Origin of the sequence: Kribbella sp. NPDC051587 (assembly GCF_044453945.1) — a bacterium.
Classification (GTDB): Bacteria; Actinomycetota; Actinomycetes; order Propionibacteriales; family Kribbellaceae; genus Kribbella.
The window spans coordinates 69,961-96,237 of the sequence record NZ_JBITDE010000012.1 but is presented as its reverse complement, the minus strand read 5'-3'; the positions used below and the strand labels follow the sequence as shown (position 1 = coordinate 96,237).

The window sequence follows — 26,277 nt, the reverse complement described above, 5'->3', positions numbered from 1 at the left end:
CTCAGGCGCTCCTCGGGAAGGCGTGCTTCTTGCCGGCGATGACTGCCGCGGTGGAGACGACCAGAAGGGCCAGTGCCGCCCAGGTGATCGATTCGGTGCCCAGGCCGGCGATCAGGAGGCCGCCGACCAGGCCGCCGAGCGCGATTGATCCGGAGTAGACCGTGATGGTGATCGACTGGGCGATGTGGGCGGACGAGCCGGTCGCGTCGATCGCGGCAGCGATGAACAGGCTCGGGGAGCTGCCGAAGGCGAAGCCCCAGGCGCCGGCCGCGACGTAGACCAGGACCGGTACGCCGGAGAGCAAAGCCAGCGCCAGGACGCTGATCGCGAACAACAAGGTGCTCCCGACAACGAGTTTGCGCAGGTGATGATCGATGTGAGTCCCGACCACCAGCACGCTCAGCACCGAGGTCATGCCGAACGCGAACAAGACCCAACCAGTCTGGCCGGCCATACCGGCGTACCCGAGGAAGTCGGTGATGTAGGTGTAGAGGATGTTGTGCGCGACCACGTACGTCGTCAGCGCGAGCAGGATGACGCGGAACCCTGGAATGACCAGCACCGGCGCCACTGCGAAGGTGTGATCAGCCGATTGGCCTGGCAGGTTCGGCAGGGTCGCGAAGATCCAGGCCAGGTTCAGCACGACCAGTCCGGCTGAGGCGTAGAAGGCGACCTGCCAGCCGCCGAACTGGCTGAGCCAGGTACCCAACGGGACACCCAGGGCGAGTGCCAGCGGCGTACCGGCCAAGGCGATCGCGATTGCTCGGCCTTGCTGGCTTCGCGGAGCAAGTCCGGCGGCGTAGCCGGCGAGGAGGGGCCAGATCAGCGCTGTGCCCATGCCCGCGACGAGCCGGATGGCCATGGTCAGGGTGTAGTTGCTGGACAAGGCCGTGAGCGTGTTCGTGACGAGTACGACGGTCAGCGCGACGTACAGGACGTACTTGCGCGGCCATCGCGCGGTCAGACGCGAGAGGGGGATCGCCGCCAGTGCAGTGGCGAGGGCGTAGATCGTGACGATCTGGCCGGTGGCCGCGACGCTGGTGTTGAGGCTGTGGCTGATTTCGGGAAGCAGACCGGCCGGCAGGCATTCGGTGAGGATGCCGATGAATCCGCTCAGGAAGAGGCCGAACAAGGCCTTGCCAGGAAGGCGTTCCCGTCCGCTGACAGCGGTGGGTGGAGTTGTTGCAGATGTCTGTGTCACGTAGTCAGGCTGCGTCGGCTGCGGGGTTCTACCCAGACCCCTGGCTCGCCTACGTCGCGCTTACCTACTACTGGCAGGGATAGCTTAGGGTCAACGCATCGGCGGATTTCCGAGTGATACTGGCGTTATGGCTACCCGCAGTAACCCTCGCGCCGACTCCCAGGCCGCGCTTTCAGCTTTGCCGAAGGAGGAACAGCCTCTCGACTCCCGCGCCGAATTGAGCGAGTTCCTGCGCTCCCGGCGTGCTCGGTTGAAGCCGGCCGACGTTGGGCTGCCGGAGTACGGACGTCGGCGGCGCGTGCCGGGTCTGCGCCGTGAAGAGCTGGCACAGGTCGCCGGAGTCTCGATGGCGTACTACACGCGTCTTGAGCAGGGCAACGGCCGCAACGTCTCGATCGAGGTGCTCAACGCGATCTCTGCCGCGCTCAGACTCTCCGAAACCGAGCACGCCCACCTACTGCATCTCGCCAAGCCCACCCGGCAGGGAAAGACAGCGGCGCCGGTTCAGCGGGTGCGGCCGACGCTGCTCAAGATGCTGGCAGCGATCGACGCCGTACCGGCCTATGTGTGGGGCAGGCGGACCGAAGTACTGGCTTGGAACCGTACGGCGTCCGCTCTCTTCGGGGACTGGGGAGCCCGGGAACCCCGCGACCGCAATTGGGCTCGGATCGTCTTTCTCGATCCCGACGCCCGGCGGCTGTTCCCGAACTGGGAGGCCAAGGCTGCCGATGTGGTGGGGCAGTTGCGGTTCGACGCCGGTCGGCACCCGAACGATCCACTGCTGGCCGAACTGGTCGGTGAGCTGGCTGTGAAGAGCGACGATTTCCGAGCGATGTGGGCCGCACACGACGTCAAGCGAAAGACGCACGACACCATGCAGATCATGCATCCATTGGTAGGGGAGCTGACTGTCCACTACGAGACGTTCACGCTGCCCGACGACCAGGAGCAGGCGCTGTCGGTCTATCACACCGAGCCTGGTTCGGCGTCTGAAGAGGCGCTGCGCCTGCTGGCCAGTTGGGGTGCTGACGCACCCCACAACTGGCCCTGACGCACACATTCGAGTTCAAGCGGGTGACGATATGGCAGGACCACTGGCAGGACGGCGAGCTTTGGTGACCGGGGCTTCGCGCGGCATCGGAGCGGCGATCGTCCGGCGGCTGGCGAGCGACGGCGCGGCGGTCGCCTTCACCTACAACGCCTCGGCCGCCGCGGCCGAGAAACTGGTCGGCGCGGTCGCCGAAAGTGGGGGCGACGTGGTCGCGATCCAGGCCGACAGCGGTGACCCCGAGCAGGTGACCAGGTCGATCGACGAGACCGTGGCTCGGTTGGGCGGCCTGGACATTCTCGTCAACAACGCCGGCGTCCTCCCCGTGGGGGCGATCGAGTCGCTGACGATGGAGCAGTTCGATCGGCTGGTGGCAGTCAATGTCCGGAGCGTCTTCGCCGCAGTCCAAGCTGCGCTGCCGCAGCTGGGCAGTTCCGGTCGCATCATCACCATCGGCAGCATCAATGCCGATCGGGTGCCCCTGGCCGGAATGTCGATCTATGCGATGTCGAAGGCGGCGGTCGCCGGGTTGACCCGCGGGCTGGCCCGCGAACTCGGGCCCCGGGGGATCACGGTCAACAACCTTCAGGTGGGACCCACGGCGACCGACATGACCCCCGAGGACGGCGGGATCGCGGACTCCCTGCGCGGGTTGATGGCACTCGGGCGGTTCGGCCGGACCGACGAGATCGCCGGCGTTGTCAGCTACCTGGCCGGACCGGAGGCGGCGTTCGTCACCGGCGCCAACTGGAACGTCGACGGCGGCTTCACAGTCTGACCGGATCACCCCGGACCAGTTACGTCGTCGTCAACGGCTTGATGACGGGGGACTTGTCAACGAAACGATGACGCGTTATAACAGTGGTGCGTGTTGACAGTGACCTAGTCGACGATTCTGGAGGTGGATGATGTTGATGCGCACCGACCCGTTCCGGGAGTTCGACCGGCTGGCCCAGCAGTTGAGCGGGGCCGCGACGCCGGGCACCTGGTCCCGGCCGGCCTCGATGCCGATGGACGCCTACCGCGCGGGAGACGACTACGTGATCGTCTTCGACCTGCCGGGGGTGAGCCCGGAGGCGATCGACCTGGACGTCGAGCGCAACGTGCTGACGGTGAAGGCCGAGCGCCGGCCCGAAGCCGTTGCCGAAGGCACCGAGATGCAGATCGCCGAGCGCCCGCTGGGGATCTTCTCGCGGCAGCTCTTCCTCGGCGACACCCTCGACGCCGACCGGATCAGCGCGGCGTACGAGAACGGCGTCCTGACCGTGAAGATCCCGGTCGCCGCGCGGGCCAAGCCGCGCCGGATCACCATCGACAGCGCACCGCCCGCGACCATCGACGGCCAGACCGTCGAAGACCCCCAGCAACTCGACGCCTGACCGCGGTCCGGCGCCGGACCGAGGAGCACGAGTGGCACGAGACAACGGACCGGCGCCGGTGACGGCGTTGCAGAAGCTGACCGACGTACTGGCGCAGTGTCCCTCCGCGCCGGATGGGCCGGAGGACACTGCCACGCTTGCCGCTTTGGAGCAGCTGCGCGTACTGCGGGAGCAGTTGGACGCCTGGGAGCCACAGCTGATCGCCGCCGCCCGCGCTGCTGGAGTCAGTTGGGCACAGCTCGCCTCGGCGCTCGGCCTGGCCAGTCGGCAGGCGGCCGAGCGTCGCTATCTGCGGCTGGCTCCGAACGCGGCCGAGCCGGGGCTGAATCGTGAACAGCGAGTGCAGGCCGCACGCGATCAGCGCGCGGGGGACCGCGCGGTGACGGTCTGGGCGCACGAGAACTCCGCTGACCTGCGTCGGCTCGCCGGTCAGGTCGCGGCCCTCGACGGGCTGACGCCAGGAGCACAGCAGGCCAGCGTCGACGCCGTGCACGATGCCCTCGCCGACGACGACTCCACCGCGTTGCTCGCACCCTTGGCCGCCGCTGGTCATCAGCTCGGCGGGGATCACCCGCGACTGGCTGACCGCATCTCCGAGGTCACCGCACGGACCGACGAAGCCCGCCAGGCGGGCCATGACCGCAACCGCCCGTGAATCGGCACCGACATCCACAGGAGGCTGAATCGATGAAACTGCTGTTCGAGTTGCGTCCGGTCGAACACCTCGACGCCAGCGTGGACTACTACCGAACCCTCGGTCTGGAACCCTTGGCGTGGCCCGGCGACAACGCCGCCCTGCTCAGCCCCGCCGGCACGAACACGCCGACAATCGCCCTGATGCGCGACCCCGCCGAGGCTGCCCTCGGTGCCGGCGGCGTGTACGACGTCGGCGATCTCACCACCTTCTTCGAGGAGCACCGCGACCTGGACTGGCTCCTCGCTCCCGCCGACAGCCCACTAGGCCGGTACGCCGTTTTCGCGGACCGCACCGGCACCGCCATTCGGCTTCTCGAACCGCCGCCGGGCGACCTACTGGCGCCGTACGCGACTCTTACCAGCGCTGCCTAGCTGGAGCGTGGCCGCCGGATGGGAGTCGATAATGTGGCGTCGGCTATTTCCCGCATGGTGCTGAGGGGGCACGAATGACTGACGGACTGATGTTGCAGATCGACATTCGCGATCGGGAGACCGATGTCGTGATCGCCGTGAACGGTGAACTCGACTTCGGGTCGGTGCGCGAACTGCTGGCTGCCGGCGAACCGTTCGCCACGGCCGGCCGGGAGATCGTCGTTGATCTGGCAGCCGTCAGTTTCTGTGACTCCAGTGGGCTCGGCGTGCTGGTGCGGCTGCACCGCAGCGCCAAGGCTGCGGGCGGCGATCTGAAGCTCGCGCGTCCGCAGCCGCAGCTCTTGGCGGCGCTGTCGATCTCGATGCTGGATCGGATGTTCGAGATCTGTCCGGAGGTGCCGTCGGCTTCGTGACCTGCCGGTCAGCCGAGGCGGACGGTGGTCAGCGTGCCGAGTCCCGAGACCGTGATGACAGGCTCCAGGAGCGGCGGAATGACCAGCTCGACCTGATCCGCGTTGGCGAACAGGGGGACGAGTCCCGCGCTGTCCAGGTACTGCACCGCGGTGAGGTCCACGATCACGGCTCCGGCGGCCGCCGCGGTGGCGATCGCGCTGGAGAACCGGTCGGCGTTCGTCGCGTCGATCTCGCCGACGGCGGTGAGGACTGTTGTTCCGTCGGCCCGGAGAGTCGCGTCGAGCTCGAGTCCGGTTCTGGTCATGACGTGATCCTCGTCTGCAGGTTGACGGTGGTTCCGGTGCTGCCGGTGGTGACTGTGACCCGGTGGACGAGCCCGCGCATGAGGACGAGACCGCGGCCGCGCTGGATGTCTTCGACCGGCCTGGGCTGCAGCCACTGACCGCCGTCCTTGACTTTCAGCTGGACGTCGTCGGCCGTGACAGTGGCCGACACCTGGATGTGTTGGTCCGGATCGAGACCGCAGCCGTGCTCCATGGCGTTGGCGCAGGCCTCGCCGGCCGCGACCAGCACGTTCTGTACGGCGGGCTGCTGCAGGCCGCAGCGCTGCAGCCAGCCGCGCAAGGTCGCACGCAGTGGCGCCAGCTGGGTGAATTCGGCCGGTACGGCGAGGTCGAGCGGCCCGGGATGCCGGTACAGCAACAGCGCCACGTCATCTTCGTACCCGGTGGCAGGCGCGAGTTCGGCCATCAGGCCGGTGGCGAGTTCGTCCATCGGGTCACTGCGCCGGCGGAGCAACGCGGCGGCTGCCTTCGCCATCCCGGTGTCCAGCGATTCCCGGCGTCGTTCGACCAGACCGTCGGTGTAGAGAAGCAACGTGGCCCGCGCTGGTACGACGTACTCGGCCTCCGGCCGGTTGATCTCCGGCCGGACCGCGAGCGGGATGGATCCACCGCCGTCGAGTGACTGGACATTGCCGTCGGGCAGCCCGACGAGCGCCGGCGGATGGCCGGCGCTGGAGTAGATCAGCTGGCCCGACTGCGGGTCGAGAACGCCACAGAAGACCGTCGAGCAGTCCGCTCCGGGAATGGTCGCGGCGAAGCGGTCCAACGCGGTCAGCGTCTGCGCCGGACCGGCGTCCTGCAGGAGAAGCGCACGACAGGCGCTGCGGAGCTGACCCATCACGGCTGCGGCCTCCAGGCCGCGGCCGACGCAGTCACCGACGACGATGCCGATCCTGCCGTCCATGAGTTCGACAGTGTCGTACCAGTCGCCGCCTACCTTCAGCGGGCTGGCGGCCGGCTGGTAGCGGACCGCGAAGCCGTCGGGCAGCTGCGAGGGGCCGAGGATCGCGCGCTGCAAGGCGATCGCCGCTTCGCGTTGCTGCTGGATCTGGTGGACCCGGTGCAGGCCTTGACCGATCCGGCCGGCGAGGAGGGCGAGCAGTGTCTGGTCCTCCTCGGTCAGCGGACGCGTGCGACCGGGGTCGATCGCCAGTACGACGGTGCCTTCGGGATGATCGAGGCTGATACCGAGTCCGCCTCCGGCCGTGGCCACCGGCGTGAGGAGCGGTCGCTCACTCAGTGCGGTCAGCTCCTGGCGAAGGTCCGGCGGGAGGTCGTCCCAGTCCGCTTCGAGTCCGGTAGCGGAGATGCTCGGTGAGCCGTAGTGGTCGAAGACGGCCGCGATCACGAGCGACGCCTGCCACAGGTGTTCGAGCTCCTGGAGAATCCCGTCCAGTGCGTCCGGCACTGTGTCCGACTCCGACAGCCGCAGGCTGAGTCGTGCGAGCGCGTTGTCGCGCTGTACGACGTAGTGCTCGGCGGTGACGTCCCGGAATGTCCCCACCACCATCCGGCGGTCGGTTTCGGGCTCGTTCACCGCGTTGAAGGCCGCAGCCACCCACAGCCGGTGCCCGTCGCGATGCCGCACCGGAATGGTGTAGCTGCCGTGCGACCGTTGCAGAAGCGTGGCGAAGGCGCCGGCCACCTGCCGGTGGCCATCCGGGTCCTCGTTCTCGTCCGGCCACCAGGGGTGCACCGGCCGATAGGGCAGGCCGTCCGCGCCGTAGCCCAGGACGTGCTCGAACGCGCTGTTGATCTCCACCACCGCGCCGTCGGCGTCGCAGACGAAGAAGGCCTCCTGCAAGGAGTCCACGAGCGCGGTGCGCCAGCGGGCATGGTGGTTGCGGAGCCGAGCCAGCCGCACGTTGGTCTGGACTCGAGCCAGCAGCTCCGCGGCCGAGAACGGCTTCACGAGGTAGTCGTCAGCTCCCGCCTCGAGCCCCATGATCGAGGCTTCCTGGCCGGCGCGCGCCGACAGCAGCAGGACCGGCGTACCGGCTGTTCGTGCTTCCGCACGCAGCGCGGCGACCAGCTGCAGACCGTCCAGCCGAGGCATCATCACGTCGCTGATGACGAGCTCGGGCAGCGTCGTGAGAGCTGTCTCCAGGGCCTCCTGCCCGTCGTTGGCGAGCGTCACCTGATGACCCGCGTCGGTGAGCAGGCGAGCGAGGTACTCCCGCATGTCGGCGTTGTCGTCGGCGACCAGGATCCGGGCGGTCTCGGTCGTCGAGGCGGAGCGGTCCGCGAGCTGCGCGATCTCGTCCGAGCCGGCCGCATCCGGCAGCCAGCGCAGCGCTTCCTGGACGAAGGGCTGGGGATTCGTCCCCGCCCGGGCCTCGGCTTCGTCGATCGGCGTCACCAGCTCGGCGCCGTACGGCAGGCGGATGGTGAACGTGGTTCCCTGGTGCTCCACCGAGCTCGCCGAGATCGTGCCGCCGTGCAGCTCGACCAGTTCCTTGACCAGCGCCAGCCCGATGCCGCTTCCCTCGTGGGAGCGCGACCGGGCGTTCTCGATGCGGTGGAACCGTTCGAACAGCCGCGGCATCTCGTCCGCCGGTACGCCGACGCCGGTGTCGGCGACAGTCACCACGGCGGTCTCGCCGTCCGCGCCGACGGAGATCCTGATCGAGCCCTCGAAGGTGAACTTCAGGGCGTTGCTCAGCAGGTTCAGGACGACCTTCTCCCACAGGCTCAGATCGAGGCGGACCGCGCGCGCCCCGGCCGGGCAGTCGACCTCGAACGTCAGCCCGGCCCGCTCGATGGCCGAGCGGAACACGCTCGCGAGCTCGGCCGTCACCGTCGACAGCTCGACGGCCTCGAACTGGGCCTGCATCCGGCCGGCCTCGATCCGGGAGAAGTCCAGCAGACTGTTGACGAGCTTGCCCAGTCGGAGGCCGTTGCGGTGGATGACCTCCAGCTCCTGCTGCAGCCGCGGGTCGCCGGACCGTTGCCGCAGGTCGTTCAACGGCGCCATGATCAGCGTCAACGGCGTCCGGAACTCGTGGCTGATGTTGGAGAAGAAGGCTGTCTTCGCGCGATCCAGCTCGGCCAGCTCGTCGGCTCTGCGCTGCTGCGCCTGGTAGCTGCGGGCGCTCGCGATCCCGGTCGCGACGTGACCGGCGACCAGCGTGAGGAAGCCCCGGTAGCCGTCGTCCAGCGGCCGGTAGCGATTGAGCCCGGCGACGAGGAAGCCGTACGGACGATCGCCCTGTCGCAGCAACGGAGCCAGGAACGCGTGTGTCGGCGGCTCCGGCCAGTCCCCGGTCGGAAGCTCGGCCGCCGGTAGCTCGGCGAGCGGTACGACGATCGACTCGCCGCGCGCCGGTCCGTCGACCGGCCAGCTCGCGGACAGATCGGTGACCAGCCCGGTGGTCGAGGCGATTCGCGGATCGCCCTGGTCGTCGAACAGATAGGTCAGCGTGAAGGGGAGATCGCGCAGATTGCGGCCGAGCTGCTGACTGGCGAACGCGAGCGTCTCTTCCTCGTCGCGAACCACGCTCGGGTCGGAGCCCAGATCGCGCAACGTCGCCATCCGGCGTTCACCGATGACTCGATCCGTCTCCTCGCTGACCACGCACAGCATGCCGACCACCGCGCCGTCGTCGTCGCGCAGCGGGCTGTAGGAGAACGTGTGGTAGGTCTCTTCGGGGTAGTCCGCGCGCTCGAGGAACAGCAACAGCCCCTCGTCCCAGGTCGCCTGGCCGGTGGCCAGTACGGTGTCGATCCGCGGACCGATGTCGTCCCAGATCTCCGACCAGACCTCGCTCGCGGGCCGGCCGAGGGCCCAGGGGTACTTGCCGCCGAGGGTGTCGTGGCGGTAGGCCGCATTGCAGAAGAAGGTCAGCTCGGGACCCCACGCCATCCACATCGCGAAGCGGGAGGCGAGGAGCATGCTGACCGCCGTCCGGAGACTCTGCGGCCAGCCCGCCGGCTCGCCGAGCGGCGTGGCCGACCAGTCGACCTGAGACAGGTCCGGCCCGATCTCGCGATCGGTCGCGAACAGATCCTGGCCGGCCGGCCGACGCGCGCCGTCACCGCAAGCATCGGTCTGTGTCATCGGGGCCTCTCGTGCTGAATTCTGCTGCCGACGACTTGACCATGACCCCGGTACTGGAGTCAACGACGCTCGTCCGTGTCGACCGAGAACCGCGTGGTGAATGGCGCAGGGCACAGGTTGAGTACGCGACGCACCGATGTAGAGGTTCTCGAGAACAGCGGCGCCAGGTTTCGGGCGTTCAGACCAGCAGCGCCCGAAACCACCTCTCGGGCGGCCACCTTCTGCGACTCGGCCCGGCGATGCCAGGCAGATCTAGTCCTTCAGGCCGGCGTCGATGTCGGCGCTCATGACGTATTTCTGGAAGACGAGGTAGAGGGCGACCAGGGGGATCATCGACAGGACGGAGGCGCCGAGGAGGACGGACCAGTTGACGTTCTCGGCGCCGACGATGGTGGCGACGCCGATCTGGAGCGTGTACTTGCTGGGGTCGTTGAGGACGACGAGAGGCCAGATGTAGTCGTTCCAGCGCCATTGGAACGAGAAGATGGCCAGCGTCAGCATGATCGGGCGCGACAGCGGCAGCATGATGCGGAACAAGGTGGACAGTTCGCCCGAGCCGTCGATGCGGGCGGCCTCGAGGAGGTCGTTCGGGACGGTGAGGAAGAACTGGCGGAACATGAAGGTGCCGGTGGCGGTGATGACCGACGGTACGACGACGGCCGCGAGGCTGTTGTAGAGGCCGAGGTTGCGGACCACCAGGAACAGTGGGGCGAGGATGACCTCGCCGGGCAGCATGGTGGTGGCCAGGATGCAGAGAGTGAATGCCTTGACCCACCAGTTCTTGTACTTCGCGAGCGCGTAGCCGCAGGCCGCGCTCGCGATGATGGTGAGGATGGTGGCCGACACGGCCACGATGAGCGTGTTGACGAAGTAGTGCGCGACGTCGAAGCTCGTCCAGGCCTGGGTGAAGCCCTTGATCGTGGGGTGCTTGGGGAAGAACGTCAGGGGATAGGAGAACAGTTCACCGGCCGGCTTGAACGAACTGAGCAGGAACCAGAGGACCGGCACGCCGTACACGGCGACCAGGAGCCACATGACCGCGGTCGCCCAGATCTTCTTGGGGAGTTCCCCAGTGGTGGTGGCGGCCATGTCAGGAGTCCTTCCGCCGGTTGAGGGCGAGCTGTACGAGCGCGATGACCATCAGGATCAGCATCAGCACGAACGACGCGGCGCTCGCGTAGCCGATCTGGGCGCGCTGGAAGCCCTTGGTGTAGATGTACTGGACGAGCAGGTTGTTCGCCGTGCCTGGCCCACCCGCGTTGATCGCCTGGATCAGCGCGTACTCCTTCATCGAACCCAGCACACTCAGCAGTACGACGATGAAGGTCGTCGGCGCGATCGCGGGCAAGGTGATGTGACGGAACTTGGCCCACGAGCCGGCGCCGTCGAGCGAGGCCGCCTCGTAGTACGACGTCGGCACGTTCTTGATCGCGGCGACGAACAGCAGCATGTTGAACGCGGTGCCGCCCCACGCCGCCGCGATGACGACCACGAGCATCGACAGGTTCGCGTTGGACTGCCAGGGCACTTCGCTGCCGCCGAGGGAGGTGATGAGGTAGTTGACGAGGCCGAAGTTCTCGCCGAACATCCAGCGCCAGATGACCCCGGCGATGATCGGCGAGATCAGCCACGGCAGGAAGAAGATGATCCGCGCGACGGCCTTGCCCTTGGTGTAGTTCGTGACGAGCAGCACCGCCGTACTCAGGGAGAGCACGAGCGTCAGCGGTACGACGCCCGCCGTGAAGACCAGGGTCCGGGTCAGCGCCGCGTAGAACGCGTCGTCCTGGACGAGCCGCTGGTAGTTGTCCAGTCCGACGTACGGCGCCGTACCGATGCCGGTGTAGCTCGTGAACGAGTACAGCAGGCCGGTCACCGCCGGCCAGACGAAGAACGTGACGAACAGCAGCAGGTTGACCGAGATGAGTACCAGCGGCGCCGCGGTGTAGTGGTTCAGCCGGCGGCGCGGCCAGATTGCTTGCACCGGTGTCAGCCCAGCTGCGCGTTGAGGCCGTTGACGATGTTGTCGACGGTCTTCTGGACGTCCTGCTCGCCGTTGATGAACTTGGCGAGCTCGGCCTTGGTCGGGTCGTCCGCGGCGGCTTTGCCCTCGAGGAGCAGCTTGGTGCCGGCGGCCTGGCCGGAGGCCGAGATCGGGTCGGCGAGTTCGATCTCCTGGGTGTACAGCGCGAAACCGTCGAGCGCGGCCTTGGACTTGAAGGGGTACTTCAGCGTCAGCCCGGATTCGACCGGCAGGTAGCCGTTGGACTGCGCCAGCTTGGTGTAGTTGTCCCGCTGGAACAGGAAGTCGACCCACTTCTTGGCCGCGGCCGCGGTGTCTTTGTTGTTGAAGGCAACGACCTTGCCGCCGAGGTTGATGTCGGTGGCGTGCACCGGACCCGGGGTCGGCGCGGCGGCCCAGTCGAAGCCGGTGATGCCGTCGGCGAAGTCGGGGACCTGCCAGACGCCGGAGAAGTAGGCGACGACCTGGCCGCTCTTGAACAGCGCGTTCGGATCGGCGCCCGAGGTCCAGACCGACTTCGGCATCACCTTGTTGTCGTTCATCGCCTTGAACTTGGTCAGCGCGGCGACGGTCGCGGCGTCCGGCGTCTGGTACTTGCCGTCGGCACCGAGCTGGAAGCCCTTGCCGCCGTTGTTGTAGATGAAGGCCCGGATCCGCGCCGCCGAGTTGTCGTAGACCAGGTCGTACTTGGCGCCGGTCGCGGTGCGGACCTTCGACGCGGCCGCGAGGAACTCGTCCCAGGTCCAGGTCTTGGCCGGATCGGACGGTACGGCGACGCCCGCCTTGGTGAACAGGGTCTTGTTCACGAACAGCCCGGCCGCGGTGAGGTCGGACGGGATGGCGAGCACCTTGCCGTCCTGCTCGGTGACCAGGTCCTTGCGGATCTGGTTGGTCTCGTTGTTCGCGGTCGCGCTCAGGTCCTGGAGCTGGTTGATCCACAAGGTGTCGAGCGAGGGCACGCTGGCGACATCCGGCAGGGAGTTGGCCTGGGCGGACTGCCGCAGCTTGTCCTGGTAGCCGTCGTACGGCTGGTTGACGACCTCGACGGTAATGCCTTCCTTGGCCTGGAACTCCTTGGCCAGGTCGGTGTACCCCTGGATCTGGGCGGCCGTCGACAGCCAGAAGGTGATCTTCTTCGCGTCGCCCGAGCCCGAGTCACCGGAGCCGGAACCACAAGCGGTCAACGCCATCGCGGCCGCCACGCCTACCGTCAGCCACCGCCACCGCCGAAGCGAACCGCTCATCGTTGTCTCCCTGTGCTCCGTGCCGCCGGGGTGGCGACGGTCGGACGCTAGGAGGCAAGCGCTTACCGCGTCAAGAGGAAATGGTGTATCGATATACATTTAAGTCCTGACATAAGTCCCTGGAGCGTGAGGACGCCACGATGGACCAAGAATTTCTGGGGTTGCTGACGACCGCCGGTACGGCGCAGATCGAGCGCGTACTGCGTTCCGAGCAGCCCGTCGGCGTCGAGCCCAGACGGGTCGGGCGGGACGTCCGGCGGCTGGTGGCTGGGTACGTGGGGGAGTCGTCGTACGGCGGTGATCCGGCTGTCCTGGACCGATTGAAGCTGCTGTCCGGGCAGCTCGCCGGATGGCAGCACGCGGACGGGACCTACGACATCGGCAACCTGCATTCACCGCCCGATACAGCCTTCCTGATCCAGGATCTGTGTGTGGTTTGGGAGTTGCTCGACCGCTACGCAGACGCGGCGGCAGCGCCGATCCGATCGGAGATCCACGGCATCCTGCAGAAGGCCGGCCCGGCGCTGGCGAGCGGTGGTGTGCACACGCCGAATCACCGGTGGGAGGTGTCGGCGGCGCTGGCGCGGGTGAATCACATCCTCCCCGACCAGCGGTACGTCGACCGGATCGACGAGTGGCTGGCCGAGGGCATCGATGCCGGTCCGGACGGGATCTACAGCGAGCGGAGTGCGATCTACGCGGCCGCGGTGACGAACCCCTCGCTGCTGACGATCGCCTGGCGGCAGGACCGGCCCGAGCTGATCGAGTTCGTCCGGCGCAACCTGGAGGCAACCCTGTACCTGCTGGAGCCGAACGGCGAGGTGGACGTGGTCGCGTCCCGCCGGCAGGACCAGTTCCACATCCGCGACGTCTCGGACTACCTCCTCCAGTTTCGCGAGCTGGCGCTGCTGGACGATGACGGCAGGTTCGCTGCCGTCGCGCAGGACATCGAGCGTCGCAATCCCGGTGAATTGGGCGACTGCCTGGCCGAGGTACTCGAGCGTCCCGAGTTGGCCGCCGCACTACCGCAGGCGACGGAGTTGCCGACGGACTTCGTCAAGGAGTTCCCGTCCCAGACGTCGGTGCGGATCCGGCGGGGGACTCGGACGGCGACGGTCTTCGGCGGGACCGACCTCGCCGACGTGCCGGTGATCGCTTCCGGCCTCTCCGTCAATCCGACGTTCTTCAAGATGCGCCACGGGGACGCGATCCTCGACTCGGTCCGGCTCGCACCCCAGTTCTTCGGCACGGGGCATTTCCACAGCGAGTACCTGCGCCGGTGGTCGCCATCCGTGGTCGAACTCGGTGCCGAGGTCGCGGTGCCGTACTACCAGCCGTTACCGCCGGAACGCCGTACCGCGGACGGCCGCTACGCGCTGACGCCGGACGGCCGCTTCTACGCATCCATGGCCTTCGATCAACGGCCGCGTGACCACCGGACGTTGCGGACCGCGATCACTGTGGCCGAGGTCGAGCACGGGTTCGACCTGACCTTCGAGCTGGCCGGGTCCGAGGCGCCGTACGCGATCGAGCTCTGTTTCCGGCCGGGCGGCGTGCTGTCGGGGGTCGAGGCGATCGATGGCTCCGGCAACTACCAGTTGGAGTCCGGTACCGGGGTGTACGCCGTGGGCAACGATCGGATCGAGTTCGGTCCCGGCTCGGGTACGGCGCGGGTGGTGATGGATCCCGGCGAGCGGTACCGGATGCTCAACGGCAATCTCGTCCCCGACGGGCTGTTGGTCTACCTGACCGGTCGAGCTCCGGGCAGGCAGAGACTCGAGATCAGGACGGCCTAACGGTCCTTGACCAAGGCGTTGTTACCGCGAACACTGGCCTGTGGCGCACGTACGCAGCAACCAGGGGGTTCGGATTGACCGGCGGTAGACAAGCGAGCTTGACCGATGTCGCGGACCTCGCGGGCGTGTCGCACATGACCGTGTCCCGGGTGGTCAACAAGACCGGTCCGGTGAGCGCAGCGACCCGGGCCAAGGTGCTCGCGGCCGTCGAGAAGCTGAGCTACCGACCCAATTCGGCGGCTCGCGCCCTGGTGACCGGGAAGTCCGGCATCCTCGGCGTGGTCACGCTGGATTCGACCCTCTACGGCCCGGCCAGCACGCTGTACGGCATCGAGCATGCGGCGCGGGAAGCGGGCTACTCGGTCACGATCACGAGCGTCGGTACGCCGAACAGTTCGGCGATCGCGGAGGCGATCGAGACGCTCCGCCGGCTGGCGGTCGAGGGCATCGTGGTGATCGCGCCGCATGCGGCCGCGAGCAAGTCACTGGAGGTCGCGCCGCGCGACATTCCGTTGGTCGCAGTGGGTGGCGGGCAGGAAGCGCCGGTTCCGATGATCGCCGTGGATCAGGCCGATGGCGCGCGCCGCGCTGTCGAGCACCTGCTCGCTCTTGGTCACAAGACCGTCTGGCACGTGGCCGGGCCGGTCGACTGGCTCGAGGCCCAGGACCGCGAAAAGGCCTGGCGGCAGACGCTGAAGCGGCACCGCGTCCGGGCGCCGCGCATTGTCCGCGGTGACTGGAGCTCTCGGTCAGGGTATGCCGCGGGCCAGGCGCTGGCCCGTGAGAAGGACCTGACCGCGGTGTTCGTGGCCAACGACCAGATGGCGCTCGGCCTGCTGCGGGCCTTCGCCGAAGCCGGCATCGCCGTACCGAAGGACGTGCACGTCGTCGGCTTCGACGACGTCCCGGAGGCGGCCTATTTCAGTCCGCCGCTGACCACGGTCCGGCAGGACTTCATCGAGGTCGGCCGCCGGACGTTCCGCCAGCTGGCCGAACAGATCGACGGCGGTGAGCCCGCCGCGCGCGACCTGGTCCCCGCCGAGCTGATCGTCCGGGAAAGCACCGGACCCAGGTAGCCAGGTCTTGACGGACCGCGTTCGCTCGGCCACAGTACCAGGACTGTTAACGCTAACACCCTGGTGAGGTCTTGGTGAAGCTCAGCATCCTCCACGCAGCGACCGCCGTCCTTGCTCTCCTTGGTGGGCAGATCCTGGTGCCCGGCGTTCAAGCGGCCGCCGACGACGCTCCGGCGCCGTACGCCGGTTATGTCTTCGCCTACTTCACCGGCAACTCGATCGCGGGCGAGAAGATCTCCTTCGCGGCCAGCCGCGGCAACACCGCACTCAAGTGGGACGAGCTCAACAACGGCCGGCCCGTGATCGAGTCCACCCAGGGCACGCTCGGGCTGCGCGATCCGTTCCTGATCCGGTCTCCTGGTGGCGACCGGTTCTTCCTGATCGCCACCGACCTGTCGATCGGCCGCAACGGCGACTGGGATGCCGCGCAGCGCCAAGGCAGTCGCTACCTGGAGGTCTGGGAGTCCACCGATCTGGTCACCTGGTCGGAGCAGCGCCATGTGCTGGTCTCACCGGAGACGGCCGGCAACACCTGGGCGCCCGAGGCCTACTGGGACGAGGATCTCCAGTCGTACGTCGTGTTCTGGGCCTCGAAGCTGTACGCCGCTGACGATCCCGGGCACACCGGCTCGACGTACAACCGGATGCTTTATGCAACGACTCGCGACTTCCGGACCTTCAGCGCGCCCGCGATCTGGCAGGACCGCGGCGAGTCCCGCATCGACTCGACGGTGATCAAGGAGAACGGCGCCTACTACCGGTTCACCAAGGACGAGGGCGGTGGTGGTACCGGGTGCTCGGACATCATCCAGGAGAAGTCCTCGTCCCTGACCGCGGTCGATCTGCCAGGCAAGCCGGCCTGGGCGATGCAGGACTCGTGTATCGGTCGAGATGCCGGGACGTCGGCGGTCGAAGGGCCGACGGTCTTCAAGTCCAACCCGGGTGACACCTCCGGCTCCAAGTACAACCTGTTCGTCGACGAGTACGGCGGTCGCGGGTACATCCCGCTCGGCACGAACGACCTCGAAGCCCCGGACTGGAAGGTCCCGCCGAAGTACTCGCTGCCGGCCAGCCCGCGCCACGGCACCGTGCTACCGGTCACGCAGGCCGAACTCGACCGGCTGCGTCAGGGCCTCGTCCTGCCCGACCCGGTGAAAGCGGATCCGAACGGACTCGTCGCGCACTACCCGCTGAACCAGACCAGCGGGACCAAGGCAACCGACGTGACAGGACACGGGTACGACGGTGTGGTGGCCGGCGACGCGAGCTGGGCCAACGGCGCACTCACTCTCGGTGGTACCAACGGCCACGTGAAGCTCCCCGACAACCTGATGGCCGGGCTCGGCGCGATCACGGTCTCGACCCGGGTCTGGATCGATCCCGGGCAGGCGACACCGTACTTCCTTTGGGGACTAGGAAATACCGCGAACGACGTCGGCAACGGCTATCTGTTCACGACCGGCGACGCCTACCGTACGTCGATTGCCACCGGCAACTGGTCGACCGAGCAGACCGCCTCCGCGTCGAGCGCCGTACCGCGGGGAGTCTGGAAGGCGCTCACCTACACCCTCACGCCACAAGGCGCTGCGACGATCTATCTCGACGGAGTCCAGGTCGGCCAGAAGACCGGGGTCACCGTCGACCCGGGTGACATCGGTGGCGGCCGGACGACGGCCAACTACATCGGGCGCTCCGTGTACACCTCCGACAAGTATCTGAAGGGCAAGGTGCGCGACGTCCGGATCTACAACCGTGCCCTCTCGGCGACCGAGATCAGGGACGCGGACGCCGATCCGCATGCGGTCCTGGGCGTCGGACTGGACAGCCTCAAGGTGCCCGCCGTGATCGACGATGCGTCGTCCACCGTGACGTTGCCAGTCGTCCCGGGAACGGATCTCGGCAAGCTCGCACCGGTGTTCACGGTGGTCTCCACCTCGAAGATCTCGCCGACCGGCACCGTCGACCTCCGCTCGCCCAAGACCTTCATCGTGAAGGCCAAGGACCGGACCATGCGGGCCTGGAAGGTCAGGGCTGTCGAGATGCGTTCACCAGTACTGCCGGGCTACAACGCCGACCCGAACATCGCCGTCTTCGGCGACACCTACTACCTCTATGTCACCAGCGACGGGTTCCCCGGCTGGGGCGGCAAGGACTTCTACGTCTGGAAGTCCAAGAACCTCAGGGACTGGCAACGGTCGGCGAGACCGTTCCTGACCCTCGACGGCGCCAACGGCAACGTCCCGTGGGCGAGCGGGAACGCGTGGGCACCGACGATCATCGAGCGGGCCGGCAAGTACTACTTCTACTTCTCGGGGCACAACCCGACGTACAACCGCAAGACGATCGGCGTTGCGGTCGCCGACGGCCCGGAGGGTCCGTTCACCGCGCAGCCGACCGCGATGATCCTCAACAACGAGGCGGTCACGTCGGGTCAGGCGATCGACCCGGCCGCGTTCCGCGATCCCCGGACGGGGAAGTACTACCTGTTCTGGGGCAACGGCTCGCCGGTGTACGCCGAGTTGAACGCGGACATGCTGACGATCAAGCCGGAGACGCTGAAGCCGATCAGTGGGCTGACCAGCTTCCGCGAAGGGGCCTTCGTCAACTACCGGCAGGGTCTCTACCACCTGACCTACTCGATCGACGACACCGGTTCACCCAACTATCGGGTCGGCTATGCGACCGCGACGAGCATCAACGGGCCTTGGACCTATCGCGGCGTCATCCTCGAGAAGGACCCGGCGCAAGGAATCCTCGCGACCGGACATCACTCGATCATCCAGATCCCCGGCACCGACAACTGGTACGTCGCCTATCACCGCTTCGGGATGCCCGGCGGCGACGGCCAGCACCGCGAGACCACGATCGACCGCCTGACCTTCGCCACCGACGGCACGATGACGAAGGTCAAGCCGACCCTGACCAGCATCACCCCAACCCATGTCCCCCGCCGCTAACCATCACCCGGTGATCCCCGTCGCCGCCGCGCACACGACTGGGGAAACCTTGTCGCCGGAAACCCCTTACCGGCAACAAGGTTCGCACCCTCGCTGACCCACTCAACACATTCGCACGGTGGCTTCAGTCGCGGTGCACGGTGGGACCGCTCGCGCGACACGGTGGGTTCACTGGCGGTGGGGTGGACTTTCGCCTGGATCTGAGGAGGGTGAGGTCGGGTCAGAGGTCGGTCGGGCCGAGGTCCGGGGTGGGGGCGAAGCGGGCGGTGGGGTCGGCGAGGGTGTCCAGTTCGAGGATGACGAGTTCGTTGCTGCCGGGGCGGAGGACGGGTTCGGGGATGTAGAGGGTGTGCTGGGGTCCGCGGCGCCAGTAGCGGCCGAGGCAGAAGCCGTTGACCCAGGCGAATCCCTTGCCCCAGGCATCGGTCCGCAGGAAGAGATCGGTGGGATCCTCGAGCACGAAGGCGGTTCGGTAGGCAGTCGGCCCGACGCCGGGCGCGGACGGCAGGGTGGACTTCCACAGGTCCGGTACGGCGTTCAGGTCGACCGTGAGCGTCTGCCAAGTGGAGGGCGTGGTCGCGCCGACGTTGAGTGGCCCGATGAGACCCTTCGGTTCGCCGATGCGGGGGCCGTAGTTGACGCGGCCCTGGTCCTCGACGATCAGGTCGAGGCGGCCGCGTCCGCGGGGGAGGGTGATCGCGCGGTCGTGGTCCTCGCGGCTGAGGACGCCGGTCGGATCGCCGTCGAGGAAGACGTGTGCGCGGTCGCGGACCTCGCCGAGGTGCAGGATCGCGGGGCCGTCGAGGTCGAGTTCGGTCCGGTACAAGGCGAACTGGGCATCCAGGTCGTCCAGAGTTGGGAGTCGGTCGTGCGCGCGCCAAGTACCCCAGCTGTCCGGACGGTCCAGCAGCCGGATCGGTTCGCCGAGTGTCGCGGTGAACCCCGGCGTCGGCGAAACCGGCTCGAGGTCGGGCAGCGGCGGGACCGGCGCGTGCCGGGCGATGACGTCGCGGAAGGCGTGGAACTTCGCGGTCGGCCGCCCGGCCTCGTCGAGGGGTGCGTCGTAGTCGTACGACGTGACCGTGGGCCGGTAGACGCCCTTGTCGTTGGCGCCGTTGGTCAACCCGAAGTTCGTTCCGCCGTGGAACATGTAGATGTTCACGGATGCCCCCGCAGCCAGGAGCGCGTCCAGTTCCGCGGCGGCCTCGGTCGCGGAGGTGGTGTGGTGCGGACCGCCCCAGTAGTCGAACCAGCCGTCCCAGAACTCCATACACATCAAGGGCCCGCTCGGTTGGTGGTCCCGCAGTGTCGCCAGGCGCTCGACACTGCGGGACCCGAACGAGCCGGTCCGCAGGACGCCGTCGATCCCGCCGGCGACGAGCATCTCGTCCTCCGGCTGGTCGACGGTGACCAGTGGCACCGTGATGCCCTCGGCGCGGAACAGCTCGACCAGCCACTTCAGGTACGTCGAATCGTTGCCAAAGGCACCGTATTCGTTCTCCACCTGGACCAGCAGAACCGGTCCGCCCCCATCCCCGGTCGACTCAGTGACCTGTAGGGGGCGGACGATCCGCAGTACCGCGCTCAGGTACTCGCCGACCGCGGCGAGGTACTGCGGTTCGTGCCGGCGAACCCCCACTCCTGGCTGCCGGAAAAGCCAGGCGGGGAGGCCGCCGTTGTCCCACTCGGCACAGATGTACGGGCCGGGCCGGACGATCGCGTGCAGACCCGCTTCGGCCACCCGGCGCAGGAACAGCTCGAGATCGAGCATCCCGCTGGTGTCGAAGACACCGCGCCGGGGTGAGTGCGCGTTCCACGGCACGTAGGTCTCGATGGTGTTGAGACCCATCAGCCGCGCCTTCTCGATCCGGTCGGCCCACTGGTCCGGATGGATCCGGAAGTAGTGCAGCGCACCGGACAGGATCCGGAAGGGCCGGCCGTCGAGCAGGAACTCGGACTCACCGATCGCGAAGTCTGGCATATCTCCCTCTTGTAGGTAGTACTACTAACCGTTGACCTGGAAGCCCTGCTGGTTGCCGTAGGCCACCAGCGCGTCCTGCCACGCCTTCAAACCGTCGTCGAGACTGGACTTCGCCTGATAGGACTTGCCTACGGTGTCACCGAAGATGCTGTTCGCATAGAGCTGGTACGGCAGGTAGCTCCAGCCCGGTGCGACCGTGCTCGCCGCGCCCGTGAGCACCTGGTTGATCTCCTGGCCGCCGAAGTACGCGCTCTTCTTGCCGACGAACCCGGGCGCCTCGAGGTCGGCCGTGGTGGCCGGGAAACCGCCGCTGGCCAGGAACGTCTTCACACCGTCACCGTTGTTGAGCCAACGGACGAACGCGGCCGCGAGCGCCGGGTTCTGGCTCTGCTTGAGGACGGCCTGCGTGCTGCCGCCGTTCTCCGCCGTCACCGGCCGCCCGTCGTACGTCGGCATCGGGGCGACCCGCCAGTTGCCGGCACCGGCCTTGACCGAGGCCTCCATCACGCCGGGCATCCAGGCGCCGGTGGGCAGGGTGGCGATCGTGCCGTCCCCGAGGGCCTTGAACCAGGCGTCGGACCAGCCGGGGATGCTGGACACGAGTCCGCCCTGGACCAGTTGGTTCCACTCGGCGGTCCACTTCTTGGAGCCGTCGTCGGCCAGGTTGATCGTGACGCTCTTGCCGTTCGTGCTGAACGGCTTGCCGCCGGCCTGCCAGATCATGCTGGTGGTGAAGCCGGCGTCACCACTGTCGTTGGTGATGTACTTCTTCGGGTCGGCCTGATGCAGCTTCTTCCCCGCAGCGACGTACTCGTCCCAGGTCTTCGGCACGGTCAGGCCGTACTTGTCGAAGACCTCCTTGTTGTAGAACAAGGCCATCGGGCCGGAGTCCTGCGGCAGCCCGAACAGACCCTCGCCGGCATGCACCGCGGCCCAGGTCGACGGCGTGTACGCCGATTGGAACTGATCGAAACCGTATTGGCGCAGGTCGACGAGTGAGCCGGGGAGCGCGAACTGCGGCAGCGCCTGGTACTCGACCTGGGCGACGTCGGGGGCGCCCGAACCGGCCTTGATCGTGTTCTGCAGCTTGGTGTAGTGGTCGTTGCCGGTCCCGGCGTTGACGTAGTTCACCTTGACGTTCGGGTAGGCCTTCTCGAACGCGGCGACCTGGGCCTGGGCGGAAGGCGTCCAGCTCCAGTAGGTGATCGTGCCGCCCTTCGTGAGCGCCTCGTCCACCGCGGCGGGGGAGCCCTGCTGCTTGCTGTCGCCGCCGGCGCCGGAGTCGTTGCCCGAACCGCAGGCCGCCAGGACGAGCGACAGCGCCGCGATCGTCGCGCCGGCAACCACCAGCCGACGTCGTTGGAATGACTTCATGGCCATGCCTCTCATTGGTACTGCCCTTTCACTGTTTACGCCCGCACCCATTGCTGGTTCGGCTGCCCGGTGCAGGACCGGAGCTCCACCGCGGTGCCGTTCGCTGTTCCGGCGGCCTGCAGGCAGAGCGCCGGGTTGTTGATGCTGGAGATCGACTTGTCGTCGTTGAGTTGCCAGGTCTGGTTGATGGCACCGGTGCAGTCGGTGATGACCACCGAGCTGTCGGCACCCGGCGTCACACACTTATTGGCGTAGATGGTGAGCTGCTTGCTCGCTGTCAGGTTGAAGCTCTGGTTGCCGCCGCCGTTGCAGTCCCACAGGTCGAGCGCCGTACCGTTGGTGGTCGAGAAACCCGGTACGTCGACGCACCGGTTGCTCTCGACTCCACGCAAAGGCTGGCCGGGCGGGGACGGCGGCAACGTGTTGACCGGTTCCTTCTTGAGCAGACCCCAACCCCACTGCAACTGCGCCAGACCGCTTGCACTGTTGACCTTCAGATCGCGTTCGCTGACCTGAGTGGTCATCGAGTACGAGTCACCGGTTCGCAGACCGGGCCAGTAGACGATGCCCATCTTCTGGGCGCGTGCGGTCTCGGTCAGAGCCCCGAGGTACGCCGTGGAGGTGTTGCCCTCGTGATTGCCGTAGTTGAGACCGATCGTCATCGGGGAGCCGGCCTCGTCGATGATCGTGCGCCAGCCGTACTCGCCGATCCGCGGCTTCAGGTTGGCCAGCCAGGCGGCCTCGGTGGTGTCGGAGGCCCAGAAGCCGTAGAAGTGCAACGAGAGCAGGGTGCCCTTCAGCTCGGGCGCGGCGCCGACACCGGTGACGTTGTCGTTGTAGCCGGTGCCGGAGATGACGAGGCGGCCGCGCGGAACGTTCGAGTGCCGGCCGACCCAGGACGACGTGAGCGAGACCCACTCGGGCAGCGAGTAGCCGAAGGGCTCGTTCATCGGCTCGAAGTAGACCTTCGGGTTCTTCCGGTAGGTCGTGAAGACGGTGTCCCACATGGTGGTGAAGGCCGCGGTGTCGTCGACCCGGCCGTCCTTGGCGTTGTCGGCCTCCCAGTAACTCAGGATGACCTTGAAGCCCTGGTCGGTGGCGGCGTCGATCGCCGCGCGGTAGGACGACCACCAGTTCGTCCCGACGCTGGACGGGTTGATCGGCAGCCGGACCGTGTTCGCCCGCAGCTCCTTGCGGAACTCGCCGAGGATGCCGGTCGACTTCCGGTACGTCGTCCAGTAGCTGTCCGCCGTACTGAGGCCGGACGGGACGACCTCGTCGTCGGCGTAGTTGTCGCGTGGGTCCGCCCAGTTCACACCGCGGAAGTCGGCGGTGTCGGGCTGGGGCGGTGCGGCCGCCGCGGGGACCGTGAGGGTGGCCGCGACGGTGACGAGGGCCACGGCCGCTCGCCAGAGTGTGGATTTCATCCGAACTCCTTACTTGACGCTGCCGGCGGAGAGGCCGGACTGCCAGAAACGCTGAAGCAACAGGAAGGCCACGACGAGGGGCACGATGGTCAGCAGCGACCCGGTGATCACCAGGTTGTAGATCGGGTGCGCCCCGACGCCGGTCGCCTGGTTGTTCCATTGGGTGAGGCCGACCGTGAGCGGATACAGGTTCGGCTTGCTGAGCATGATCAGCGGCAGGAAGTAGTTGTTCCAGGTCGCCACCACGGCGAACAGCAGCACCGTCACCACCCCGGGCGCGAGCAACCGCAGTGCCACCGTGGCGAAGATCCGGACCTCGCCGGCGCCGTCGATGCGGGCTGCTTCGAGGAGCTCGTAAGGGATGGCCTCGTTCGCGTAGACCCACATCAGGTACAGGCCGAACGGGCTGATCAGGGACGGGATGATGATCGCCCAGACCGTGTTGGTCAGACCGAGCTTGGAGAACAGCAGGAACGTCGGTACGGCGAGCGCCGTACCGGGGATCGCGATCGCGCCGAGCAGTACGGCGAACACCGCACGGCGGCCGGCGAACTTGTACTTCGCCAATCCGTAGCCGGCCGCGGTCGCGAGCAGGGTCGCGCCGCCCGCCCCGACCACGACGTACAGGAGGGTGTTTCCCAGCCAGCGCAGGAAGATGCCGTCGTCGTAGGTCAGCGTCTGCCTGATGTTGGTGAACAGCGCGAAGCTGTCGCCGAACCACAGTCCTGGCGTCGACAGCAGGTCGTCCTGGGTCTTGGTCGCGCTGATCACCAGCCAGATCAGTGGCACCAGCGTGTAGATGAGGTAGAGGACCATCAGTCCGGTCAGCACCCGCGATGACTTGTTCACAGGGCCGTTCACAGGGCCTCCCGGGATCCGCGGAGCTGGACGACGTACGCGATGATCGCGGTCAGGACGCCCATCACGATCGCGACCGTGGCGGAGTAGTTGAACTGCTGGCCGGCGAACGAGAGGTTGTAGGCGTACATGTTCGGCGTGTAGTACGTCGTGATCACGTTCGGCGCGAGCGTGCGCAGGATGTTGGGCTCGTTGAACAGCTGGAAGCTGCCGATGATCGAGAAGATGGTGGCGATCACGATCGCGCCGCGCAGGGCGGGCAGCTTGATCGCCCGGATCGTCCGGATCGCTCCGGCACCGTCGATCGCGGCGGCCTCGTACAGCTCGCCGGGGACCGTGCGCAGCGCCGAGTAGAAGATCAGCATGTTGTAGCCGACGAACTCCCAGGTGACGATGTTGGCGATCGACGGCAGCATCCAGGAACCGCTGAGCGGCTGGATGGCGGCGGTACCGAACAGTTTGTTGAGATCCGCGGCCAGACCGAAGGTGTCGCCGTACAGGAAGCCCCACATCAGGACCGCGACCACCCCCGGTACGGCGTACGGCAGGAAGAGCGCGATCCGGAAGAAGCCGGCGCCACGCAGCCGGGCGCTGTCGATCGCGAGCGCGGCCAGCAGCGCCAGGGCGAGCATCACCGGGACCTGGACGACCAGGAACGCGAGCACCCGGCCGGCCGACTCCCAGAACTTCGCGTCCTTCAGCACCTCGGCGTAGTTGTCGAGGCCGACGAACACGGTCCCGCCGAAGAAGGCCTGGTCGCGATAGAGGCTCAGATAGATCGCGTAGCCGATCGGGGCGAGAAAGGTAAGGGCGAAGACAGTCAGGAACGGGCCGACGAAGACCCACCCTTTCGCCTCCTGACGCCGCGCCATGGCGGTGACCTCCGGATCATTGTTGACGTTAACACCGACGGCGGGGACGCTAGCTTGTTAACGTCAACATGTCTAGACTTCGGCGGACGGAGGTGCTGAATGCGCAGGCGAGGACCCTCGATAGCCGACGTGGCGCGGCTGGCCGGCGTCTCGGGACAGACCGTGTCCCGGGTCGCCAACGACCGGCCGAACGTCGACGGCGCCACCCGTGACCGGGTGCTGGCCGCGATGCGCGAGGTCGGCTACCGGCCGAACAGTGCGGCCCGGGCGCTGCGCAACGGCCAGTTCCGCAACATCGGGGTGATCGTCTTCGAGCTGTCCAGCTTCGGCAACACCCGCACGTTCAACGCGGTCAGCCAGGCAGCCACCGCCGCGGGCTACGCGATCAACCTGATCCCGCTGCTCGACGCGGACCAGGGCAAGGTGGCCGGTGCCTTCACCCGGCTGCAGGAGCAGGCCGTCGACGGCGTCATCATCCTGATCGAGGCCCATCGACTCGATGAGGCGGAGATCCACCTGCCCGACGGCCTGCCAGTCGTCGTCGTCGACTCCAGCGCGCACTACGACTACCCGATCGTCGACACCGATCAGGCTCAGGGCGCCCGGATCGCCACCGAGCACCTGCTCGACCTCGGGCACGAAACTGTCTGGCACCTCGGCGGCCCGCCCAGCTCCTTCGCCGCCACCCGTCGCCGCCGCTCCTGGGAAGACACCCTGACCGCGCGAGGCCGCGTGGTGCCGCCGCTGCTCGTCGGCGACTGGTCCGCGGCGTCCGGGTACGACGTCGGCCGCCAGCTGGCCGCGGACCCAACGGTCACGGCGGTTTTCGCCGCGAACGACGAGATGGCCCTCGGGCTGCTCCGGGCGCTGCACGAACAGCACCGCGATGTTCCCGGTGCGGTCAGCGTCGTCGGATTCGACGACCAGGAGTCGTCGGCCCAGTTCTGGCCGCCGCTCACCACTGTCCGGCAGTTCTTCGCCGACGTAGGTCGCCAAGCAGTCGATGCCTTGATTGCCGAACTCGACTCCCGCGAGCACCACCACCAGCCCGTCAGTGTCCCCACCGAGCTGATCGTCCGCGCCAGCACCGCCCCGCCGCCTCGCCCCGCGGTCTAGCGTCCGAGCACGGCCGTGAGCCATTGCAGTCCGTGGATCCCGACG

21 protein-coding genes are annotated in these 26,277 nt (G+C 67.4%); 10 read left to right on the top strand and 11 right to left on the bottom strand.

Translation table 11 applies throughout. From position 1 onward, the window contains the following. Window position 1: 1 nt before the first annotated feature. Complete coding sequence (locus tag ACIA49_RS32720; protein ID WP_396381737.1) at window positions 2–1,201, bottom strand: MFS transporter; 1,200 nt, start codon at window positions 1,199–1,201, stop codon at window positions 2–4. 127 nt (window positions 1,202–1,328) lie between these two features. On the opposite strand from ACIA49_RS32720, the gene ACIA49_RS32715 reads away from it, so the two are divergent. From ACIA49_RS32715 to ACIA49_RS32690, 6 genes are all read left to right on the top strand, one after another. After that, window positions 1,329–2,252, top strand: coding sequence for a helix-turn-helix domain-containing protein (locus ACIA49_RS32715; protein ID WP_396381735.1), 924 nt, complete (start codon window positions 1,329–1,331; stop codon window positions 2,250–2,252). 31 nt (window positions 2,253–2,283) lie between these two features. Then, a complete protein-coding gene (locus ACIA49_RS32710; protein WP_396381733.1) occupies window positions 2,284–3,027 on the top strand; it encodes a 3-oxoacyl-ACP reductase family protein in 744 nt (247 codons plus the stop codon). Window positions 3,028–3,163: 136 nt separating this feature from the next. Beyond that, the gene (locus ACIA49_RS32705) at window positions 3,164–3,628 is read left to right on the top strand and encodes an Hsp20/alpha crystallin family protein (protein WP_396381732.1); all 465 of its coding nucleotides are present in this window, start codon (window positions 3,164–3,166) and stop codon (window positions 3,626–3,628) included. 31 nt (window positions 3,629–3,659) lie between these two features. After that, window positions 3,660–4,283 (top strand): hypothetical protein, encoded by a 624-nt coding sequence (locus ACIA49_RS32700; protein WP_396381730.1) that lies wholly within the window; start codon window positions 3,660–3,662, stop codon window positions 4,281–4,283. Between the two features lie 32 nt (window positions 4,284–4,315). After that, window positions 4,316–4,696, top strand: coding sequence for a VOC family protein (locus ACIA49_RS32695; RefSeq protein ID WP_396381728.1), 381 nt, complete (start codon window positions 4,316–4,318; stop codon window positions 4,694–4,696). Window positions 4,697–4,770: 74 nt separating this feature from the next. Then, window positions 4,771–5,109 carry an STAS domain-containing protein gene (locus tag ACIA49_RS32690; protein WP_396381726.1) on the top strand — a complete coding sequence of 113 codons (339 nt, stop codon included), beginning with the start codon at window positions 4,771–4,773 and terminating at the stop codon, window positions 5,107–5,109. An 8-nt stretch (window positions 5,110–5,117) separates the two neighbouring features. Here ACIA49_RS32690 and ACIA49_RS32685 read toward each other — a convergent pair whose 3' ends face one another. The 5 genes from ACIA49_RS32685 to ACIA49_RS32665 form a co-directional block, all read right to left on the bottom strand. Then, entirely contained in the window at window positions 5,118–5,414 is a 297-nt protein-coding gene (locus tag ACIA49_RS32685; RefSeq protein WP_396381724.1) for an STAS domain-containing protein, read from the bottom strand. Then, window positions 5,411–9,511, bottom strand: a complete 4,101-nt coding sequence (locus ACIA49_RS32680) for a SpoIIE family protein phosphatase (protein ID WP_396381723.1) — start codon at window positions 9,509–9,511, stop codon at window positions 5,411–5,413. The genes ACIA49_RS32685 and ACIA49_RS32680 overlap by 4 nt, the downstream gene beginning before the upstream one ends. A gap of 252 nt (window positions 9,512–9,763) precedes the next feature. After that, on the bottom strand, window positions 9,764–10,600 hold the full coding sequence (locus tag ACIA49_RS32675; protein WP_396381721.1) for a carbohydrate ABC transporter permease: 837 nt from the start codon (window positions 10,598–10,600) through the stop codon (window positions 9,764–9,766). A 1-nt stretch (window position 10,601) separates the two neighbouring features. Continuing rightward, the gene (locus tag ACIA49_RS32670) at window positions 10,602–11,492 is read right to left on the bottom strand and encodes a carbohydrate ABC transporter permease (protein WP_396381720.1); all 891 of its coding nucleotides are present in this window, start codon (window positions 11,490–11,492) and stop codon (window positions 10,602–10,604) included. 5 nt (window positions 11,493–11,497) lie between these two features. Continuing rightward, on the bottom strand, window positions 11,498–12,775 hold the full coding sequence (locus ACIA49_RS32665) for an ABC transporter substrate-binding protein (RefSeq protein WP_396381718.1): 1,278 nt from the start codon (window positions 12,773–12,775) through the stop codon (window positions 11,498–11,500). 140 nt (window positions 12,776–12,915) lie between these two features. Here ACIA49_RS32665 and ACIA49_RS32660 point away from each other — a divergent pair, with 140 nt between their 5' ends. From ACIA49_RS32660 to ACIA49_RS32650, 3 genes are all read left to right on the top strand, one after another. After that, complete coding sequence (locus tag ACIA49_RS32660) at window positions 12,916–14,571, top strand: hypothetical protein (protein WP_396381717.1); 1,656 nt, start codon at window positions 12,916–12,918, stop codon at window positions 14,569–14,571. 98 nt (window positions 14,572–14,669) lie between these two features. Beyond that, complete coding sequence (locus ACIA49_RS32655) at window positions 14,670–15,647, top strand: LacI family DNA-binding transcriptional regulator (RefSeq protein WP_391545965.1); 978 nt, start codon at window positions 14,670–14,672, stop codon at window positions 15,645–15,647. A 74-nt stretch (window positions 15,648–15,721) separates the two neighbouring features. Next, on the top strand, window positions 15,722–18,604 hold the full coding sequence (locus ACIA49_RS32650) for a family 43 glycosylhydrolase (RefSeq protein ID WP_396381716.1): 2,883 nt from the start codon (window positions 15,722–15,724) through the stop codon (window positions 18,602–18,604). Between the two features lie 220 nt (window positions 18,605–18,824). Here the strand turns inward: ACIA49_RS32650 and ACIA49_RS32645 are convergent, their stop codons facing one another. Genes ACIA49_RS32645 through ACIA49_RS32625 form a run of 5 tightly spaced genes read right to left on the bottom strand, consistent with a single transcriptional unit; the run spans window position 18,825 to window position 25,116 of the window. Next, window positions 18,825–20,585, bottom strand: coding sequence for a beta-galactosidase family protein (locus ACIA49_RS32645; RefSeq protein ID WP_396381715.1), 1,761 nt, complete (start codon window positions 20,583–20,585; stop codon window positions 18,825–18,827). Between the two features lie 24 nt (window positions 20,586–20,609). After that, on the bottom strand, window positions 20,610–21,959 hold the full coding sequence (locus ACIA49_RS32640) for an ABC transporter substrate-binding protein (protein ID WP_396381713.1): 1,350 nt from the start codon (window positions 21,957–21,959) through the stop codon (window positions 20,610–20,612). 35 nt (window positions 21,960–21,994) lie between these two features. Continuing rightward, complete coding sequence (locus ACIA49_RS32635) at window positions 21,995–23,386, bottom strand: ricin-type beta-trefoil lectin domain protein (RefSeq protein WP_396381712.1); 1,392 nt, start codon at window positions 23,384–23,386, stop codon at window positions 21,995–21,997. A gap of 9 nt (window positions 23,387–23,395) precedes the next feature. Further along, a complete protein-coding gene (locus tag ACIA49_RS32630; RefSeq protein WP_396381972.1) occupies window positions 23,396–24,202 on the bottom strand; it encodes a carbohydrate ABC transporter permease in 807 nt (268 codons plus the stop codon). 41 nt (window positions 24,203–24,243) lie between these two features. Further along, the gene (locus ACIA49_RS32625; protein ID WP_396381711.1) at window positions 24,244–25,116 is read right to left on the bottom strand and encodes a carbohydrate ABC transporter permease; all 873 of its coding nucleotides are present in this window, start codon (window positions 25,114–25,116) and stop codon (window positions 24,244–24,246) included. A 99-nt stretch (window positions 25,117–25,215) separates the two neighbouring features. Here ACIA49_RS32625 and ACIA49_RS32620 point away from each other — a divergent pair, with 99 nt between their 5' ends. Then, a complete protein-coding gene (locus ACIA49_RS32620; RefSeq protein ID WP_396381710.1) occupies window positions 25,216–26,232 on the top strand; it encodes a LacI family DNA-binding transcriptional regulator in 1,017 nt (338 codons plus the stop codon). Window positions 26,233–26,277: the final 45 nt, after the last annotated feature.

Coding starts and splice junctions, on each gene's coding strand:
- ACIA49_RS32715 (WP_396381735.1), top strand. CDS start 1,329: ATGGCTACCCGCAGTAACCCTCGCGCCGACTCCCAGGCCGCGCTTTCA.
- ACIA49_RS32710 (WP_396381733.1), top strand. CDS start 2,284: ATGGCAGGACCACTGGCAGGACGGCGAGCTTTGGTGACCGGGGCTTCG.
- ACIA49_RS32705 (WP_396381732.1), top strand. CDS start 3,164: ATGCGCACCGACCCGTTCCGGGAGTTCGACCGGCTGGCCCAGCAGTTG.
- ACIA49_RS32695 (WP_396381728.1), top strand. CDS start 4,316: ATGAAACTGCTGTTCGAGTTGCGTCCGGTCGAACACCTCGACGCCAGC.
- ACIA49_RS32690 (WP_396381726.1), top strand. CDS start 4,771: ATGACTGACGGACTGATGTTGCAGATCGACATTCGCGATCGGGAGACC.
- ACIA49_RS32685 (WP_396381724.1), bottom strand. CDS start 5,414: ATGACCAGAACCGGACTCGAGCTCGACGCGACTCTCCGGGCCGACGGA.
- ACIA49_RS32680 (WP_396381723.1), bottom strand. CDS start 9,511: ATGACACAGACCGATGCTTGCGGTGACGGCGCGCGTCGGCCGGCCGGC.
- ACIA49_RS32675 (WP_396381721.1), bottom strand. CDS start 10,600: ATGGCCGCCACCACCACTGGGGAACTCCCCAAGAAGATCTGGGCGACC.
- ACIA49_RS32665 (WP_396381718.1), bottom strand. CDS start 12,775: ATGAGCGGTTCGCTTCGGCGGTGGCGGTGGCTGACGGTAGGCGTGGCG.
- ACIA49_RS32660 (WP_396381717.1), top strand. CDS start 12,916: ATGGACCAAGAATTTCTGGGGTTGCTGACGACCGCCGGTACGGCGCAG.
- ACIA49_RS32645 (WP_396381715.1), bottom strand. CDS start 20,585: ATGCCAGACTTCGCGATCGGTGAGTCCGAGTTCCTGCTCGACGGCCGG.
- ACIA49_RS32640 (WP_396381713.1), bottom strand. CDS start 21,959: ATGAAGTCATTCCAACGACGTCGGCTGGTGGTTGCCGGCGCGACGATC.
- ACIA49_RS32635 (WP_396381712.1), bottom strand. CDS start 23,386: ATGAAATCCACACTCTGGCGAGCGGCCGTGGCCCTCGTCACCGTCGCG.
- ACIA49_RS32630 (WP_396381972.1), bottom strand. CDS start 24,202: ATGGTCCTCTACCTCATCTACACGCTGGTGCCACTGATCTGGCTGGTG.
- ACIA49_RS32625 (WP_396381711.1), bottom strand. CDS start 25,116: ATGGCGCGGCGTCAGGAGGCGAAAGGGTGGGTCTTCGTCGGCCCGTTC.
- ACIA49_RS32620 (WP_396381710.1), top strand. CDS start 25,216: ATGCGCAGGCGAGGACCCTCGATAGCCGACGTGGCGCGGCTGGCCGGC.